The sequence below is a fragment of the Aestuariibaculum marinum genome (assembly GCF_014596975.1).
Classification (GTDB): Bacteria; Bacteroidota; Bacteroidia; order Flavobacteriales; family Flavobacteriaceae; genus Aestuariibaculum; species Aestuariibaculum marinum.
Genome location: NZ_JACVXD010000001.1, coordinates 539665 through 556616, shown reverse-complemented (window position 1 = coordinate 556616; position 16952 = coordinate 539665). Strand labels below are relative to the sequence as shown.

Genomic DNA, 16952 nt, shown 5'->3' with positions numbered 1-16952 from the left:
TACTTATATTAGCATGTTTTGAAAAACTCATAAAACTTAATTAAATATTTATGGCAGAAGGAGAAAAATTGATCCCTATTAATATTGAAGATGAGATGAAGTCTGCTTACATTGATTATTCAATGTCAGTCATTGTGTCACGTGCATTACCAGATGTTAGAGATGGGTTGAAACCAGTACACAGACGTGTGTTGTTTGGAATGCATGAACTAGGTGTTAAATCGAATACCGCATATAAAAAATCAGCTAGAATCGTAGGAGAGGTTTTAGGTAAGTATCATCCACATGGTGATTCCTCAGTTTACGATACAATGGTACGTATGGCTCAGGAATGGAGTTTACGCTATATGCTAGTAGACGGACAAGGGAACTTTGGTTCTATAGATGGCGATAGCCCGGCAGCAATGCGTTATACCGAAGCGCGTATGCGTAAGATATCTGAAGATATGTTAGCAGATATCGATAAAGAAACAGTAGATCACAAATTAAACTTCGACGATACTTTACAAGAACCAACTGTTTTACCAACACGTATTCCTGGACTTTTAGTTAACGGCGCGTCTGGTATTGCTGTAGGTATGGCAACCAATATGCCTCCTCACAATTTAAGTGAAGTTGTAGATGGTACTATTGCGTATATCGATAATAACGATATAGAAATCGACGAGTTAATAAAACACATTAAAGCCCCAGATTTCCCAACCGGAGGTACTATTTACGGATACGACGGTGTTAAAGAAGCGTTCCAGACAGGACGTGGAAGAATAGTACTTCGTGGTAAAGCCAATATTGAAGAAGTACAAGGTCGTGAATGTATTATTGTAACTGAGATTCCTTACCAGGTAAACAAAGCAGAGATGATTAAGAAAACTGCTGACTTGGTAAACGAGAAAAAACTTGAAGGTATTTCTACTATTCGTGATGAATCGGATAGAAATGGTATGCGTATTGTTTACGTGCTTAAGCGTGATGCAATTCCGAATATCGTTTTAAATAAACTATATAAGTATACGGCGTTACAATCGTCTTTTAGTGTAAACAATATTGCCTTAGTTAAAGGGCGTCCGGAATTATTAAACTTAAAAGATTTAATATACCATTTCGTTGAGCACAGGCATGAGGTTGTTGTAAGACGTACGCAGTATGAATTGCGTAAGGCTGAAGAACGTGCTCATATTTTAGAGGGTTTAATTATTGCATCAGATAATATTGATGAAGTTATTGCGATTATCAGAGCATCATCAAATGCCGATGAAGCAAGAACTAAGTTAATTGAGCGTTTCAAACTTTCTGAAATTCAAGCAAAAGCCATTGTTGAGATGCGTCTGCGTCAGTTAACAGGACTGGAGCAAGATAAGTTACGTTCAGAATACGACGAATTACTTAAAACTATCGAAGACTTAAAAGATATCTTAGACAAGAAAGAGCGTCGTATGGATATCATAAAGGAAGAGCTTGAAGTTGTAAAAGAGAAATACGGTGATGAGCGTCGTTCAGTTATCGAGTATGCTGGTGGCGATTTAAGTATTGAAGATATGATTCCAGATGAGCAGGTAGTGATTACCATTTCGCATGCGGGTTATATCAAACGTACATCACTTAATGAGTATAAAACGCAGAATAGAGGAGGAGTTGGCCAGAAAGCTTCGACCACGCGTAACGAAGATTTCTTAGAGCATTTATTTGTTGGAACAAACCACCAGTACATGTTATTCTTCACGCAAAAAGGAAAATGTTTCTGGATGCGCGTTTATGAAATCCCTGAAGGAAGTAAAACATCTAAAGGTCGTGCGATTCAAAATCTTATCAATATTGAGCAGGATGATAAAGTTATGGCTTTCATTTGTACTCAAGACTTGAAAAATGAAGACTACATTAACAGTCATTATGTAATCATGGCGACTAAGAATGGTCAGGTTAAGAAAACATCTTTAGAGCAATATTCTCGTCCGCGTACAAACGGAATCAATGCCATTACGATTAAAGAAGATGATGAGCTATTAGAAGCTAAATTAACGACAGGAAATAGTCAGGTAATGCTAGCATTAAAATCAGGTAAAGCCATTCGTTTCGAAGAAGCAAAAACGCGTCCAATGGGTCGTGGAGCTTCAGGTGTTCGAGGAATTACTTTAGCTCATGAAGGTGATGAAGTTATTGGTATGATAACCATTGAAAATTCCAAAGAAGAATCGGTGCTTGTAGTATCTGAAAACGGATATGGTAAACGTACTTATGTTGATGATCCAGAGGATGGAGAACCAGTTTACAGAATTACTAACAGAGGTGGTAAAGGAGTTAAAACTATTTCTATCACTGAAAAAACAGGCGAACTTGTTGCGATTAAGAGTGTAACAGATAACGATGATTTAATGATTATCAATAAATCTGGTATCGCCATTCGTTTAGAAGTTAGTAACCTACGCGTAATGGGTAGAGCAACTCAAGGCGTTAAGCTTATCAATCTTAAAGGAAAAGATTCTATCGCTGCGGTTGCGAAAGTAATGCACGATGAGGAGCAAGAAACGGAAGAAGGTGTTGTAGATGCTCTAAATGGTGAAGGAGCAGAGGGTGGCACAACTCTTGATACTAACACAACAGAAGAGAATAACAATGATAATTAAATAAAACAAAAATGAAAAAACAGATTATTGTAGCTTTAACGCTTTCAGTTAGTGCACTTTCATTTGCACAAAAGAAAGAACTGAGAGCAGCCGAAAAAGCTATTAAGGGAACTAATTATGCTGAAGCGAAATCTGCCTTAAAGCAGGTTGAAGCGTATATGCCTTTAGAGGATAAATACAAAGCAGATTACTATTACTTATATGCTCAAACACTATATGCTGGTGGAGCAGGGTCTTTAAGTGATATCGATGAAGCTATAAAAAGCTTAGGTAATATTGAAGGTTCGCTTTCAGCAGAAAGTGCAGAGTTAAAGCAAGAAATGGTTAACTCATTACTGTCGAAAGGAAATGAATCTTATGAAGGAAACGATTACGCTCAGGCATCTCAATACTTCGAGAAAGCTTACAGATTAAGTACTAAGGATACTTTATTCTTGTACTACGCTGCTGCAACAGCTATTAATGTTCAGGATTTCGACAGAGCATTAAGTATCTATGAAGAATTAAAAGATTTAGGATATACTGGTGTTAAAACGGAATATTTCGCAACGAATGCTGAAACTAATAAAGAGGAAGTATTTGAAAACAAAAACATGCGTGATATTTCTGTAAAAGCAAAGTCTCATATCAATCCGGGAGAACGTACAACAGAATCTAAAGAGCCTGAAATCGTTAAAAACATCGCTATTATTTATGTAAATAAAGGCGATAATGAAAAAGCGATTGAAGCTATGGCTGCAGCAAGAGCTCAAAGCCCTGACGATGTTAATTTGATTTTAACAGAGGCTAATGTTCATTATAAAATGGGGAACACTGAGAAGTTTAAAGCTTTATTAGAGCAAGCTACTAAAATGGACCCTACTAACCCGGAATTACAGTATAACCTTGGTGTTATTGCTGCAGAATCTGGTGAGACCGAACAAGCTAAAGGATACTACGAAAAGACTATCGAGTTAGATCCTAACTATGTAAATGCATATATTAATCTTTCGGCGATTGTATTGTCAAAAGAAGAAGGTATCATTAAAGAAATGAATGGTTTAGGAAGTTCTAAAAAGGACGATTTACGTTACGATGAATTAAGACAACAACGTCAGGATCTTTATCGTGATGCTGTTCCTTATTTAGAGAAAGCCTTAGCTGTTGATTCACAAAATATCAATGCTGCTAAAACCCTAATGAATATTTACAGTATTCTGGGTGAAACAGAAAAGCATAAAGAAATGAAAGCTAAAGTTGCCGATTTAGAAGCAGGAAACTAATTAGTAATTTCATATAAATAAAAAAAGCCGCAATTTAAATTGCGGCTTTTTTTATTTATATAATCTTTTTAATAACCCTTAGTTTATGGGTATGCATGCGTTTGTCGACGTTATAAATTCCGGTGTGATCTAATCGATCTATCCTTACTTTACCATGGGCATGAATAATATAATTATCGCTCATAATTAAACCGACATGGGTAATTACACCTTCCTGGTTGTCAAAGAAAGCCAAATCTCCAGGTTCACTTTCTTCAATAAAACTTAAAGGCTCACCTTGTGTGGCCTGTTGTGAGGCATCACGCAATAATTTATAGCCGTTAAGTTTATAAACCATTTGCGTAAATCCCGAACAATCAATACCAAACGGGGTTTTTCCTCCCCACAAATAAGGTGAGTTTAAATATAAAAAAGCGGTTTCAATAAGATTGTTTTTAGCAACCTTACCCGAAACGGTATTACCGTCGTGGGTGTGGTTTAAAATACTTAACCCGTTTAACGAAGAACCTAATAAAATAGGGTGTAATTGATGTTGAGGATCTTCAATAAACTCAACTAAATCTATAGATAATCTGGGTGTTTCTTTTTGAAGTGTATTGTAGTCTGAAGCCGATATTGAAACATATTGTTTATTGTCAATCCAACCTTCATATTTATCAAAAGATAATCTTATTTTGCTCCAGTTCTTGCGTTGTTCCAACACTTTAAAAAAGTCACCATATAGCACCTGAGAAACAAGTTCGCTGGCGTCTGAAGGCTCTCTTCTTAAAGGGACAATGCTTAAATTACAAATTCCGTATTGCATTAAAATTAATTACGTTCTATAATTATTGCAGATGCACCTCCGCCACCGTTACAAATGGCTGCGGCACCAATTTTAGCATCGTTTTGCTGTAAAATGTTTAATAATGTAATGATGATTCTAACACCTGAACAGCCTAGAGGGTGTCCTAGAGAAACGGCGCCACCGTTAACATTAACTTTAGAATCATTAAGACCAAGAAGTTTCATATTAGCTAAACCAACCACAGAAAACGCCTCATTGAATTCAAAATAATCCACATCATCAAGGTTAAGATTGGCTTTACTTAAAGCTTTTGGGAGGGCTTTTGCGGGAGCTGTTGTAAACCATTCTGGTTCATGAGCAGCATCTGCATAGCTTTTTATAGTAGCAAGAGGTGTTAACCCTAATTCATTAGCTTTGTCTTTACTCATTAAAATAACAGCACCTGCACCATCATTAATGGTTGAGGCATTAGCTGCCGTTACTGTTCCTTCTTTAGTAAATGCCGGACGTAGCTGCGGAATCTTGTCAAGTTTTACATTAGAAAACTCTTCATCTTTGGTCACAAGAATAGCCTCTCCACGGCGTTGTGGAACTTCTACAGGAACAACTTCATTATCGAATTTTCCGGCTTCCCATGCTGCTGCAGAGCGTTTATAAGATTGAATCGCATAGGCATCCTGCTCTTCTCGACTAAAGCCATATTCGGTAGCGCAGGCATCAGCACATACGCCCATAGCCTGCTCGTCGTAAGCGTCTACCAATCCATCTTTTTGCATACCATCAATAAGTGAAGCTGGTCCGAATTTAGTGCCAGTTCTTGCATGTAAATAATGAGGAATTAAACTCATGTTTTCCATACCTCCGGCAACAACAATTTCGGCATCACCAAGAGCAATTGCTTGAGCCCCTTGCATTACGGTTTTCATACCACTTGCACATACTTTATTAACTGTTGTACACGGTACGGTATTAGGTATTCCTGCATAAATAGCTGCTTGTCTGGCTGGTGCCTGACCTGTTCCTGCTTGCACTACATTACCCATTAACACTTCATCTACCAATTCTGGTTTCAGGTTAATTTTATCTAAAGCGCCTTTAATGGCAATGGCTCCTAGTCGAGGTGCTGGTATTGTAGATAAAGCCCCTAAAAAACTACCAATAGGAGTCCTTGCTGCAGAAACAATTACAACTTCTTTATTCATTATTTAATCTTTGTCTTATTCCTGCGAAATTAATCATTTTTTAGCAAACAAGAGAAGGATTCATTTATTATAAAAGCAATGGAAGTTTATAATTTTATTACATTTGATTTACTTATCGCTTTAAATGAAAGACTTAATAAATAAATTGTATAAAAACCACTCATTGATTTACAAGGGGTTACTGTTTTTATGTACATCGTTTCTAATTGTGTATCTGTTTCCAAAAAGTGGAAAATTCAGATATAATTTTGAAAAAGGAAAACCCTGGCAATCGGAAAATTTATATGCGCCGTTCGATTTCGCCATAAAGAAAACCGATGAAGAAATTACTTTTGAAAAGCAGAATATTATTGATAATTCTGTATTGTATTTCGATATTGATAGTTCGGTTGAACCTAAAGTTAAAGATCTGTATAAAGAACAGTTTAAAAAGGTATTTGGCGACTCATTACCTGTCAGATCATTTGAAACCGTTTACAATACCGGCTTAGAAATTATGGAAGAACTTTATGCCTTTGGTATTCTTAATGAAACTTACGATTATGCCGATACCAGAATAATTACCCTCCTTGAAGAACGCACAAAAAAGCAAGACGGTTTTTTTGCCGATTTAATAAAACTTGATGCTGTTAGTATTATAATCAATAAAGAGCTTGAAAGCAAAGGCCTTCTGGCTTATAAAACCAATTTTACATCCTTGTTTTTTGATATTATCGAACCGAATTTAACGTTCGATAAATCGTTTACAGAAAAAGCTTTAGAAGAAGAGTTAAGCAGGATAGCTTACACCCGTGGGAGCATTGAAAAAGAAACCCTAATTATTTCCAAAGGAGAAGTTATAGAAGGGGATAAGTATCAGGTTTTAAAATCACTTGAATCGGAATACGAGTCACAAGTCTGGACTAAATCCAATTACAATTGGATTATTTTTGCATATACTGTTTTAGTCGCTTTGGCGCTCTTGATGTTACTTTTATTCCTTAGAAAATATCGTGTTGAAGTCTTTGAAAATAATACCAAAGTTACCTTTATTTTCTTTAATGTGTTCCTCATGGTGTTTATGACTACCCTAGTTGTAAATTATAATTCTGAGTTCGTTTATGTGGTTCCAATATGTATTTTACCTTTAATTCTTAAAGCATTTTTCGATGCGCGTTTAGGGTTGTTTTCACATGTTATAACCGTATTGCTTTTAGGGTTTATTGTTCCAAACAGTTATGAGTATACATTCCTGCAAATTATTGCAGGTATTGTAACTATTTTAACGGTGTCAGAGTTGTATAAACGCGCTAACTTGTTTATCTCGGTAGGACAGATTACCTTAATTTATATTGTAGCTTATTTTGCTTTTTTCTTAATTCATGAAGGAAGCATCGAGACCATTAAATGGGAAATGTTTAAGTGGTTTCTTTTGGGTGGCCTGGCAACCTTATTTGTTCAGCCGCTAATTTATGCCTACGAACGTTTTTTTGGATTGGTGTCTGATGTGTCGCTTTTAGAGTTGTCTGATACGAATTCTAAGTTGTTAAAAGAACTTTCTAATAAAGCACCAGGAACATTCCACCATTCTTTAAATGTGGCCAATTTAGCAGAGGCTTCTGCTAACGAAATACATGCCAATGCTATGTTGGTGAGGGTAGGAGCGTTATATCATGATATTGGAAAAATGAAAAATCCGACCTATTTCACCGAAAATCAATTAACAGGTCTTAATCCTCATGATGAGCTATCGCCAAAGGAAAGTGCTAGAGTTATAATAGATCATGTTATTAATGGCATTGAAATAGCTAAAAAGAATAACTTGCCGGACCGAGTTATAGATTTTATTCGTTCGCATCACGGGACCAATTTGGTTTATTATTTCTATATGAAAGAGAAAAAGGAATATGAAGAAACAAATATTCAACCAGATCCTGCAGATTTTAGCTATCCAGGACCAAAACCGTTTAGTAAAGAAACTGCAATCCTTATGATGTGTGATAGTATTGAAGCGGCTTCGAAAAGTTTAAAGGAACCTACCTCAACAAAAATTGATTCGTTTGTTGAAAATATCATAGATAAGCAGATTGAAGATGGACAATTTTTAAATGCGGATATAACTTTTAAAGAAATTCAAAAAATAAAAAAAGTGCTAAAACGCAAGCTTGCAAACATTTACCATTTGAGAATTGAATACCCCGAATAATTTTCAAAAAAAAGTGCAAAAAATAGTTGTGAGTATCTCAAGTATCGCTTACATTTGCAACCGCAAAAACGATTGCGCAAGTTCATAATTAAAAGTTTAAGGAGAGGTGCCAGAGTGGTAATGGAGCAGATTGCTAATCTGTCGACGGGTAACTGTCGCCGGGGTTCGAGTCCCCGTCTCTCCGCAAAAAAATTTCTTTTAAAACAGCCGGTTAAAGAAATATAATTTACACTTCGGGGTGTAGCGTAGCCCGGTTATCGCGCCTGCTTTGGGAGCAGGAGGTCGCAGGTTCGAATCCTGCCACCCCGACTAGATCAGAGATCAATAAGTAACAAAACCTTGGTAATTTTATGATTATCAAGGTTTTGGCGTTTTTAGGGGTTCATATTATTTGAATTCATTTAAATAAAAATGTGACCTATTCGGTTACCACATTTAAAAACGTATAAAAAGGTAACCGAGCAATTTGATTTGGCTTTTGTTTCTAATGTTCAATTTTAAAAACAAAAGTGTATGAAAACCACACAAACTTTCAGTGTTCTGTTTTGGCTGAAGCAATCCAGTATCCAAAACGGAAAAGCGCCCCTTTATGCTCGTATTACGGTAAATGGCAAACGAGCCGAACTATCCTTAAAACGAAAAGTCCTTATTTCGGAATGGGATTCTAATAAAAGTCGATTAAAAGGCTTAGGTGATGAACCTAAATTAATCAATGAATTTTTAAAGCAGGTTAATGTCGATCTCTTCGAGATTTATCAAAATTTAAAAAGAGAAGGTAAGCTCATTAGTTCCAGTATCATTAAATCCCAATATTTGGGAGAGGATGACTCTCGTCAAGCATTAACGGATATTATAGATTATCATAATATCCATATGCAGTCCACTTTACGGTGGGGAACCCAAAAGAACTACTTCACAACGCATAAGTACATCTTTAAGTTTTTAAAGTTGAAGTATGGCACAACCGATATGTATCTCTCAGAGCTAAATTATCAATTCATTATTGATTTTGAGCGGTTTTTAAAGACTCAGGAAAATATGAGTAATAATACCGTTATGAAACATATTGAACGGTTACGAAAACTGGTAAGTTTAGCTTTTATAATGGAATGGATAGATAAAGATCCTTTTATAAAGTTTGAAGCGAAATATGATAAAAAGGAACGTTGCTTTTTAACGGCCGAAGAATTGGAAGCTATAGAAAATAAGTCTTTTGATATAGCCAGACTTCAGCAGATAAAGGATTTATTTGTGTTCGCCTGCTATACAGGTTTGTCCTATGGAGATGTGATGCAATTAACGCCTAACGATTTGTGTTTAGGGATTGATGGCAAGCTTTGGATTCACTCACAAAGAGAGAAAACGAATGTTCCTATTAAAATACCTTTATTGCAAAAGGCTTTAGAAATCATCAGAAAATATGAAACTCATCCTGAGTCTGTTTCGAAGCAAACTATTTTCCCGAGTATATCCAATCAGAAATTGAACTCTTATTTAAAAGAGATTGCTGATGTATGTCGAATCAAGAAGAATTTAACCTTTCATGTTGCCAGACATACCTTTGCCACAACAGTTACACTTTCAAACGGTGTGCCGATTGAAACGGTGTCGAAACTGCTTGGACATACCAAGTTGTCAACGACTCAGATTTATGCAAGAGTGGTGGAGCGTAAGATTAGTGAAGATATGGGAAGCCTGCATCAAAAGTTAGAAAAACGAACCGCTGCGATATAGAAACAATCTAAAACAATATCTTTTTAGCCTTAAAATGAATTTCCTTTCAATGCGCTCCTCAAAAGACTATAGGAGTGTATTGAAAGGAAATTATATTTCAAATAAGACTAATTAATGTGCGTCTAATACTTTCTCATCTCTGTACTTACAGCATCCATGTAGTTTATTGTAGGCTTCATCAGGAGCTTTTTCATCTTTTAAATCATGGCCAGCATTTAAGACAGATTGCTTGATGGCTTTTAAATCTGTTTTATTTTCATTGTAAACTAAACTCAACTCATGTGTGTCTAAATTCCAATTTGCAGATTTAACACCTTTGGTTTTTATACAAGCTTTTTCTATGCGAGCCTTGCACATTTCACATACCCCATTCACTTGAAGAGTAGTCTTCGCATTTTTATTTTGAGCAAAAGACATTGCGCTTACAAAAAGGGTTATTAATACTAATAAATTTTTCATGTTTTATGGTTTATAATTAATTTAATCTATATCTCAAACCTAAGTAATAAGAGCTTCCAAAAATTGGACCATATACTAAGGTGGTGTCAAAATAATCTCCAAATGGATTATCAGCTCCTAAAATAGGATTTTGTATTCTTGTATTGGTAATATTCTCTGCTCCTGCATATACCTCAAAAGCTTTGGAAAACACCTTAGTTATTTGCGCATTTACGGTTGCAACAGTTGGAGTATAATCAGGTAATTGATAAAGCTCAGGGTTAACTGTTGTTGATGGTGATCGTTGTTCACCAAGCCAATTATAGGTTGCATCAAATTTCCATTGCGCCCCATTAGATTTAACTTTAGTTTTATAAGCTGTATTGGCAAACAAACGATGTTTAGGCGTTAATGGTTTTTCAAGTTTACCGGATGTATACGTCGTTTTTACATCGTAATATTTGTAAGCCAATCTTAAATCTAAACCCCGTAATACATTATAATTAAACTCGGTTTGAAAACTGTTAGCATAACTAGTTCCGTTTAAATTATAAAAGCTAATCTGATTAGGATTTTCCCAATCCACTACCACTTGATTTTTAAAATCTGTTTTATAGAAATCAAAAACAACATCTGCTGTTCTTCCAAATAGATTGAATCCCTGCATAAAAGATAGACCATAATTCCAAGCTATTTCAGGATCTAACCCATAAATGTTTCCATTGCTATTTACAATATTGATACTTCTTGAACTAGCAAACATATTTTGATTTTCTGCAAAGATATTAGCACTGCGTTTACCCCGACCAAGAGAAGCTTTTAGTGAACCGCGACTCCATGGTGTGTAACGAACATTAAGACGAGGTGTTACAAAAACACCTAAAAGATTACTGTTATCAACACGTATACCTGCTGTTAAATTAAACGCCCCAAGATTATCATAGTTGTATTCAAAAAAAGCACCGATACTATTTTCTTCGCGTTCGTAGTTTGATGTGTTGGAATAAATTCCTGTGATTTCATCATAATGATCTAACGAGAAATTAATTCCCGTTTTAAACTTATGCATTGTATTACTTAAAATAGAACTGTAAATAGCTCTTGAATACAAACTATTATGATTGATGTTATAAATGTTCTGACCGAAATAAGACTGCTGATTATGGGTGCTAAAGTTAGCTTGGGCGTCAAAGTTTCGATGTGTAATATCTTGATTTGCATAGCTGAATTTCCCAGACACATCCAAACGTTTAGTATCTATTTCACTTCCCCAATAAGTAGTTGAAAACCTGTCGCTATCAGGGCTGAAATTAACTTGCCCGGTTTGCTTTTCATCATTTAAAATACGCACATTCAAAAAGCTCACAATACCTTTTTCTAAATCGACATATTGCCACCTGTTCATGATGTTAATTTGCTCTGCTAAAGGCACATCTAAGAAACTATCGTTATTATTATCAAATTTTTGATTTCTTAAATTACCATGCAAATAAAGTCCTGTATATAGTTTGTCAGAAACTTTAGTATTAAGGTGGGTATTTAACTCTAGGCGTCCATTTGCAGCACCATAGAGATTAAGAAACAACTTACTGTCCTCTACCGGTTTTTGAAGTTTGGCATTAATTTGTCCAGCGATACTTTCAAATCCATTTATAACAGTTCCAGTGCCTTTAGTTACTTGAATGCTTTCTACCCAGGTGCCTGGTACAAAACTCAATCCATAGATTTGGGCAGCCCCTCTTACAGTAGGTACACTTTCAATAGCAGTTAAAATATACGGACTGTTTAATCCGAGCATTTTTATTTGACGAGTACCTGTTATGGCATCGGCAAAATTAACGTCTATTGAAGGGTTCGTTTCAAAGCTTTCACATAAATTACAGCAGGCCGATTTTAGCAATTCATCACTACTCATGGTCATTACATTCTCAGCTTTAAGATAAGAGGCAAATGTTGATTTATTTCGAGCTGTAATCGCAACTTCATCCAAACTGGAAGTTGGTTTTAGCCAATGCTTTAAATCCTTCGAGGATTTTATTTTTAAAGTATCCGTTTTATACCCAACATAACTAATGATTAAATTTTTGTAATTTGATTGGTAAGGTATTGAGAAACTTCCATCTAAATCGGTGACAGCCCCAATCTCAGTATTTAGCCAATAGACATTGGCTCCTACTAACGGGTAATTTTTGTTTGTTTGGTTTGCTTCATAAATATGGCCTTTTAAAACCTGTTGAGACCAGGCCATAAAAGGAAGACACACCAGTATATAAATATATTTTTTCATTATAACTTTTTCATAAAAATTTACAAATAACATTAACATAACACCTTCAAAGTGTTAATATTAAAACGGTAAATTTTTAAGAATCAAATTATAAATACTTGATCTAGAACTTGTCTGTTAAAGGTTAGTTTTGGAGGCGAATAGTCTATAAAGAAAGACTCACGAGCCTCAAAAGACTCAAATAAACTTAAATAAGTAAGAGTAAAGGATGTAAAGAAAATTTTTGAGGTAAGATTAAAATCTTCTAAAGAGGAATTTTTTATTGATTCTTTTCCCTTTATTACATCTACATCATCAGTGCAGCAATTTTTACTATTGATGCTAGATTTTGTTATAATCAATTCCTTTTTATAACATGCCTTCATTTTTGAGAAATAAGAAACACCCACTAAATCATCATGACAATAGCGTTTTTGCACTGTAAACGATGTAGTAGAAATAAGCATTAAGACTATAAGTCCTAAAGCAAATATCTTATGTAACAGAAGTTTTGGCATGCTTCAAAGTTATAAAAAATATATGGATTTAGTTTTTAGCTTCGTTAAGACAATCTAAAAAGGGTAGTAAACTGAACTTTTGGTCAAGTTTTGATTTTACATTGAATGGAACTGAAACCGGAACCATAAACAACGTAAGTAATAACCCAGTCTAATTCCTCATATGAAGTGATTAAATAAAGGTTTACATAAATTTCAATTATACTCATTGTTTTCAATCTGAGAGGTGTATTGGGGTTTTACAATTAATATCGAATTAGGAAAATTTGTTATTTTAAATAAAACTAAAAATTAATTAAGACTTTTTTATCTTAATTAAAAATCTGTTATTATATTTGCCATTATAAATTTAATATATGTTTTCAAAAGCTTGTGAATACGGTATTAGAGCATCCATTTTTATAGCACTTAATTCTTTTGAGGGTAGACGAGTGAGTCCCAAGGAAATAGCGGCAGAAATTGATTCACCTCAAGCGTTCACAGCCAAAATTTTGCAGGCATTGGTAAGACATAACGTTATTCAATCTGTTAAAGGGGCTTATGGTGGTTTTGAAATCGATAAAAACAGAATTAAAGATATTAAGTTATCAGATATTGTTGATGCCATTGATGGTGATAATATTTATAAAGGTTGCGGACTTGGTTTAAAAGCTTGTGATGAAGATCGTCCCTGCCCGATGCACGATAAGTTTAAAGTAGTTAGAGAAGAGCTTAAAACGATGTTAGAATCTACTAACCTTGAAGATTTAGCATTAGATATTAAAGAAGGAGATACCTTTTTACGGCGCTAAAAAAAATTGCTATAAAATAGGATAAAATTATCCGAATTAAACAATGGGAGAATAATTTATAAATATATTTTTTAATCATAAATAAGACAAAATTATCCTAAATAAATTTAAAACCAAAACAATTACTATGAAGAAAGAAAAAAAGCTCTGGTTACTATTTGCAGCAGTTATGATAAGTTCGTTTAGCGTATTAGGGTATTACGGCTTCGAAATTTATCAGCAATCACCACCAATCCCAGAATCCATTATATCTACAAAAGGGGATATTATTTTCACAGAATCTGAAATTAAAGATGGTCAGAATATCTGGCAGAGTATAGGAGGGCAGGAACTAGGGTCTGTTTGGGGGCATGGCGCTTATGTTGCTCCAGACTGGACTGCCGATTGGTTACACAGAGAAGCGACTTATATTTTAAATATTTATGCTCAAGATGATTTCGGAAAAAATTATGATGCTGTAACCGAAGAGCAACAGGCTGCTTTAAAAGTAAGATTACAAAACGATTTAAGAACAAATACATTTAATAAATCAGTTAACACCATTACCATCTCAGAGAACAGGGTAGAAGCTATAAATTATTTAAGCGATTATTATAAAGGATTATTCACTAATGATCCTAAATTCGATAAACTTCGTGCTGATTATGCTATTCCTATAAACACCATTAAGGATGAAGCTAAAATGCATAAAATGAATGCCTTTTTCTTTTGGGCAACATGGGCAACGGTAACCGAACGTCCAAACAGTCACGTTAGTTATACGCACAATTGGCCTGCCGACGATTTGGTAGGAAATGAACCAACTATGGATTTAATGGTTTGGTCTGGTGTTAGTATTATTTTATTGATATTATGTATTGGAATACTGGTGTTTTATCATGTAAAATCTGGTGAAGATGAATCATTACCACCACCAGCCAAAGATCCGTTATTGAAACAAGGCATGACACCAAGTATGCATCTAGTTAAAAAATACTTTTGGGTTGTGACTTTATTAATGGTTTTACAAATGCTTTTAGGTATTGTAACTGCACATTACGGTGTTGAAGGCGATGGATTTTATGGTTTTGCCTTAGACAAAATATTACCATATTCCGTTACTCGAACCTGGCATACGCAACTGGCTATTTTCTGGATTGCAACCGCTTGGTTAGCTACAGGATTGTATATTGCTCCGGCGGTTTCAGGAAAAGATCCAAAGTTTCAGAAATTTGGAGTTAACTTCTTATTTATTGCGCTTTTAATTATTGTTTTAGGCTCTATGGCCGGACAATGGTTAGGGGTGATGCAAAAGTTAAATCTCGTTAATAATTTCTGGTTTGGGCATCAAGGTTATGAATATGTCGATCTTGGAAGGTTCTGGCAAATATTCCTATTAATAGGCTTGTTCTTATGGCTGGCATTAATGGTAAGACCGTTATTACCTGTTTTAAAGAGTAAAACCGAAGAAAAGAACCTTATCATTATGTTCTTAGTGTCTTGTAGTGCTATTGCTCTTTTTTATGCTTCGGGATTAATGTGGGGAAGACACACTAATTTAGCGATGGCCGAATACTGGAGATGGTGGGTTGTACATCTGTGGGTAGAAGGCTTCTTCGAAGTATTTGCAACCGTTGTTATCGCCTTTTTGTTTGTTCGCTTAGGATTATTAAAAACCAAAACAGCAACATTAAATGTATTGTTGGCTACCATTATTTTTATGTCTGGCGGTATTTTAGGAACGTTTCACCATTTGTATTTCAGCGGAACTCCAAAAGCTGTCATGGCTCTAGGCGCTACATTTAGTGCTTTAGAAGTGGTTCCGTTAACCTTAATTGGCTATGAAGCTTACCATAATTACAAATTATCAAAAGTAACAAAATGGTTAGAAGATTATAAATGGCCTATTTATTTCATGATTGCCGTTGCCTTTTGGAATTTTTTAGGAGCTGGAATCTTTGGGTTCATCATCAATCCACCAATTGCACTATACTATGTACAAGGTTTAAATACCACTCCATTACATGGACATACAGCTTTATTCGGAGTTTATGGTATGCTTGGAATTGGTTTAATGCTTTTTGTATTACGAAGTTTATACAGGAATGTAAACTGGAATAATAAATTATTAAAAATTACATTTTGGTCATTAAACTTAGGACTATTAGGAATGGCTTTATTAAGCTTACTACCTATGGGGATTTGGCAGGCTGTTGAAAGTATTGAACACGGTATGTGGTATGCACGTTCATCAGAATTAATGCAAGACCCGACCATGATTACATTAAAATGGTTAAGAACCATTGGCGATGTCATTTTTGCAGTAGGTATCGTTACAACCTGTTGGTTTGTATTCGATTTAACTTTAAAAAATAAAATAACAAAGAATAATTAATAGTAGATATTATGAGTACGATAACACAAAAACAAGTTGGAGAATTTGTTGCAGAAGATTTTAGAACAGCAGCAGTTTTTACGCAATACGGCATCGATTTTTGCTGTAGAGGAAATAGAACACTGGAAGATGTATGTGAAAAAAATGGAATTGAAACTAGTGAATTGGTGGATCGTTTGGAGCAGGTTTTAAACTCACAGGGCAATCAAACTATCGATTATAAATCATGGCCTTTAGATTTACTTGTAGATTATATTGAAAAAAAACATCACCGATACGTAGAAGATAAAATACCCATTTTAAAACAGTTTTTAGATAAGCTATGTCGAGTGCACGGTGAAAGACATCCTGAACTTTTTGAAGTAAACGAGTTGTTTACAGCTTCGGCAGGAGAATTAGCACAGCACATGAAAAAGGAAGAGTTGGTATTGTTTCCCTTTGTTAAAAAATTAGTAAAGGCAGAGTTAGCGGATATCGAGGTGGAAGCTCCAGGGTTTGGGACCGTTAAAAACCCAATAGCCATGATGATGAAAGAACACGATAATGAAGGGGTTAGATTTAGAAAAATTGCTGAAATTACAGATAATTACACGCCTCCAGCCGATGCTTGCAACACCTACCGAGTAACATTTGCGATGCTTCAAGAGTTTGAAGAAGATTTGCATTTACATATCCATTTAGAGAATAACATCTTATTTCCAGCGGCCGAAAAACTGGAAAGTAAATTTTGTTAGTATTGTTCTTTAACTAATGGTTATACATTAATCCTATGTT

General features: G+C 35.0%; 12 protein-coding genes and 2 tRNA genes. 9 read left to right on the top strand and 5 right to left on the bottom strand.

All coding sequences use genetic code 11. The annotated features are described in order from the left end of the window. The first annotated feature begins 50 nt into the window (after positions 1-50). Both gyrA and ICJ85_RS02455 read left to right on the top strand, forming a co-directional pair. Positions 51-2621, top strand: a complete 2571-nt coding sequence (gyrA, locus tag ICJ85_RS02460) for a DNA gyrase subunit A (protein WP_188222178.1) — start codon at positions 51-53, stop codon at positions 2619-2621. Between the two features lie 11 nt (positions 2622-2632). Beyond that, positions 2633-3883 (top strand): tetratricopeptide repeat protein, encoded by a 1251-nt coding sequence (locus ICJ85_RS02455; protein ID WP_188222177.1) that lies wholly within the window; start codon positions 2633-2635, stop codon positions 3881-3883. Between the two features lie 55 nt (positions 3884-3938). Here ICJ85_RS02455 and ICJ85_RS02450 read toward each other — a convergent pair whose 3' ends face one another. Both ICJ85_RS02450 and ICJ85_RS02445 read right to left on the bottom strand, forming a co-directional pair. Beyond that, the gene (locus ICJ85_RS02450; protein ID WP_188222176.1) at positions 3939-4688 is read right to left on the bottom strand and encodes a C40 family peptidase; all 750 of its coding nucleotides are present in this window, start codon (positions 4686-4688) and stop codon (positions 3939-3941) included. Positions 4689-4693: 5 nt separating this feature from the next. Continuing rightward, positions 4694-5872: an acetyl-CoA C-acyltransferase gene (locus tag ICJ85_RS02445; protein WP_188222175.1), complete on the bottom strand. Its 1179-nt coding sequence runs from the start codon at positions 5870-5872 to the stop codon at positions 4694-4696. Between the two features lie 124 nt (positions 5873-5996). Here ICJ85_RS02445 and ICJ85_RS02440 point away from each other — a divergent pair, with 124 nt between their 5' ends. From ICJ85_RS02440 to ICJ85_RS02425, 4 genes are all read left to right on the top strand, one after another. After that, positions 5997-8057 (top strand): HD family phosphohydrolase, encoded by a 2061-nt coding sequence (locus ICJ85_RS02440; RefSeq protein ID WP_188222174.1) that lies wholly within the window; start codon positions 5997-5999, stop codon positions 8055-8057. A gap of 100 nt (positions 8058-8157) precedes the next feature. After that, positions 8158-8241: transfer RNA gene (locus tag ICJ85_RS02435), tRNA-Ser, on the top strand. Between the two features lie 50 nt (positions 8242-8291). Next, a tRNA-Pro gene (locus ICJ85_RS02430) sits at positions 8292-8366 on the top strand. Positions 8367-8570: 204 nt separating this feature from the next. Continuing rightward, positions 8571-9791, top strand: a complete 1221-nt coding sequence (locus ICJ85_RS02425) for a site-specific integrase (RefSeq protein ID WP_188222173.1) — start codon at positions 8571-8573, stop codon at positions 9789-9791. A 111-nt stretch (positions 9792-9902) separates the two neighbouring features. On the opposite strand, the gene ICJ85_RS02420 is transcribed toward ICJ85_RS02425, so the two are convergent. The 3 genes from ICJ85_RS02420 to ICJ85_RS02410 all read right to left on the bottom strand — a co-directional run bounded on the left by ICJ85_RS02420 (position 9903) and on the right by ICJ85_RS02410 (position 13013). Further along, positions 9903-10250 carry a heavy-metal-associated domain-containing protein gene (locus ICJ85_RS02420; RefSeq protein WP_188222172.1) on the bottom strand — a complete coding sequence of 116 codons (348 nt, stop codon included), beginning with the start codon at positions 10248-10250 and terminating at the stop codon, positions 9903-9905. A 16-nt stretch (positions 10251-10266) separates the two neighbouring features. Next, positions 10267-12516 (bottom strand): TonB-dependent receptor, encoded by a 2250-nt coding sequence (locus ICJ85_RS02415; RefSeq protein WP_188222171.1) that lies wholly within the window; start codon positions 12514-12516, stop codon positions 10267-10269. Between the two features lie 83 nt (positions 12517-12599). Beyond that, complete coding sequence (locus ICJ85_RS02410) at positions 12600-13013, bottom strand: HYC_CC_PP family protein (RefSeq protein WP_188222170.1); 414 nt, start codon at positions 13011-13013, stop codon at positions 12600-12602. A 356-nt stretch (positions 13014-13369) separates the two neighbouring features. Between ICJ85_RS02410 and ICJ85_RS02405 the strand changes: the two genes are divergently transcribed. The 3 genes from ICJ85_RS02405 to ric all read left to right on the top strand — a co-directional run bounded on the left by ICJ85_RS02405 (position 13370) and on the right by ric (position 16912). Next, on the top strand, positions 13370-13804 hold the full coding sequence (locus ICJ85_RS02405; protein ID WP_188222169.1) for an RrF2 family transcriptional regulator: 435 nt from the start codon (positions 13370-13372) through the stop codon (positions 13802-13804). A 127-nt stretch (positions 13805-13931) separates the two neighbouring features. Next, entirely contained in the window at positions 13932-16178 is a 2247-nt protein-coding gene (locus ICJ85_RS02400; protein ID WP_188222168.1) for a nitric-oxide reductase large subunit, read from the top strand. Positions 16179-16189: 11 nt separating this feature from the next. Beyond that, positions 16190-16912: an iron-sulfur cluster repair di-iron protein gene (ric, locus tag ICJ85_RS02395; RefSeq protein WP_188222167.1), complete on the top strand. Its 723-nt coding sequence runs from the start codon at positions 16190-16192 to the stop codon at positions 16910-16912. The last annotated feature ends 40 nt before the right edge of the window (positions 16913-16952 follow it).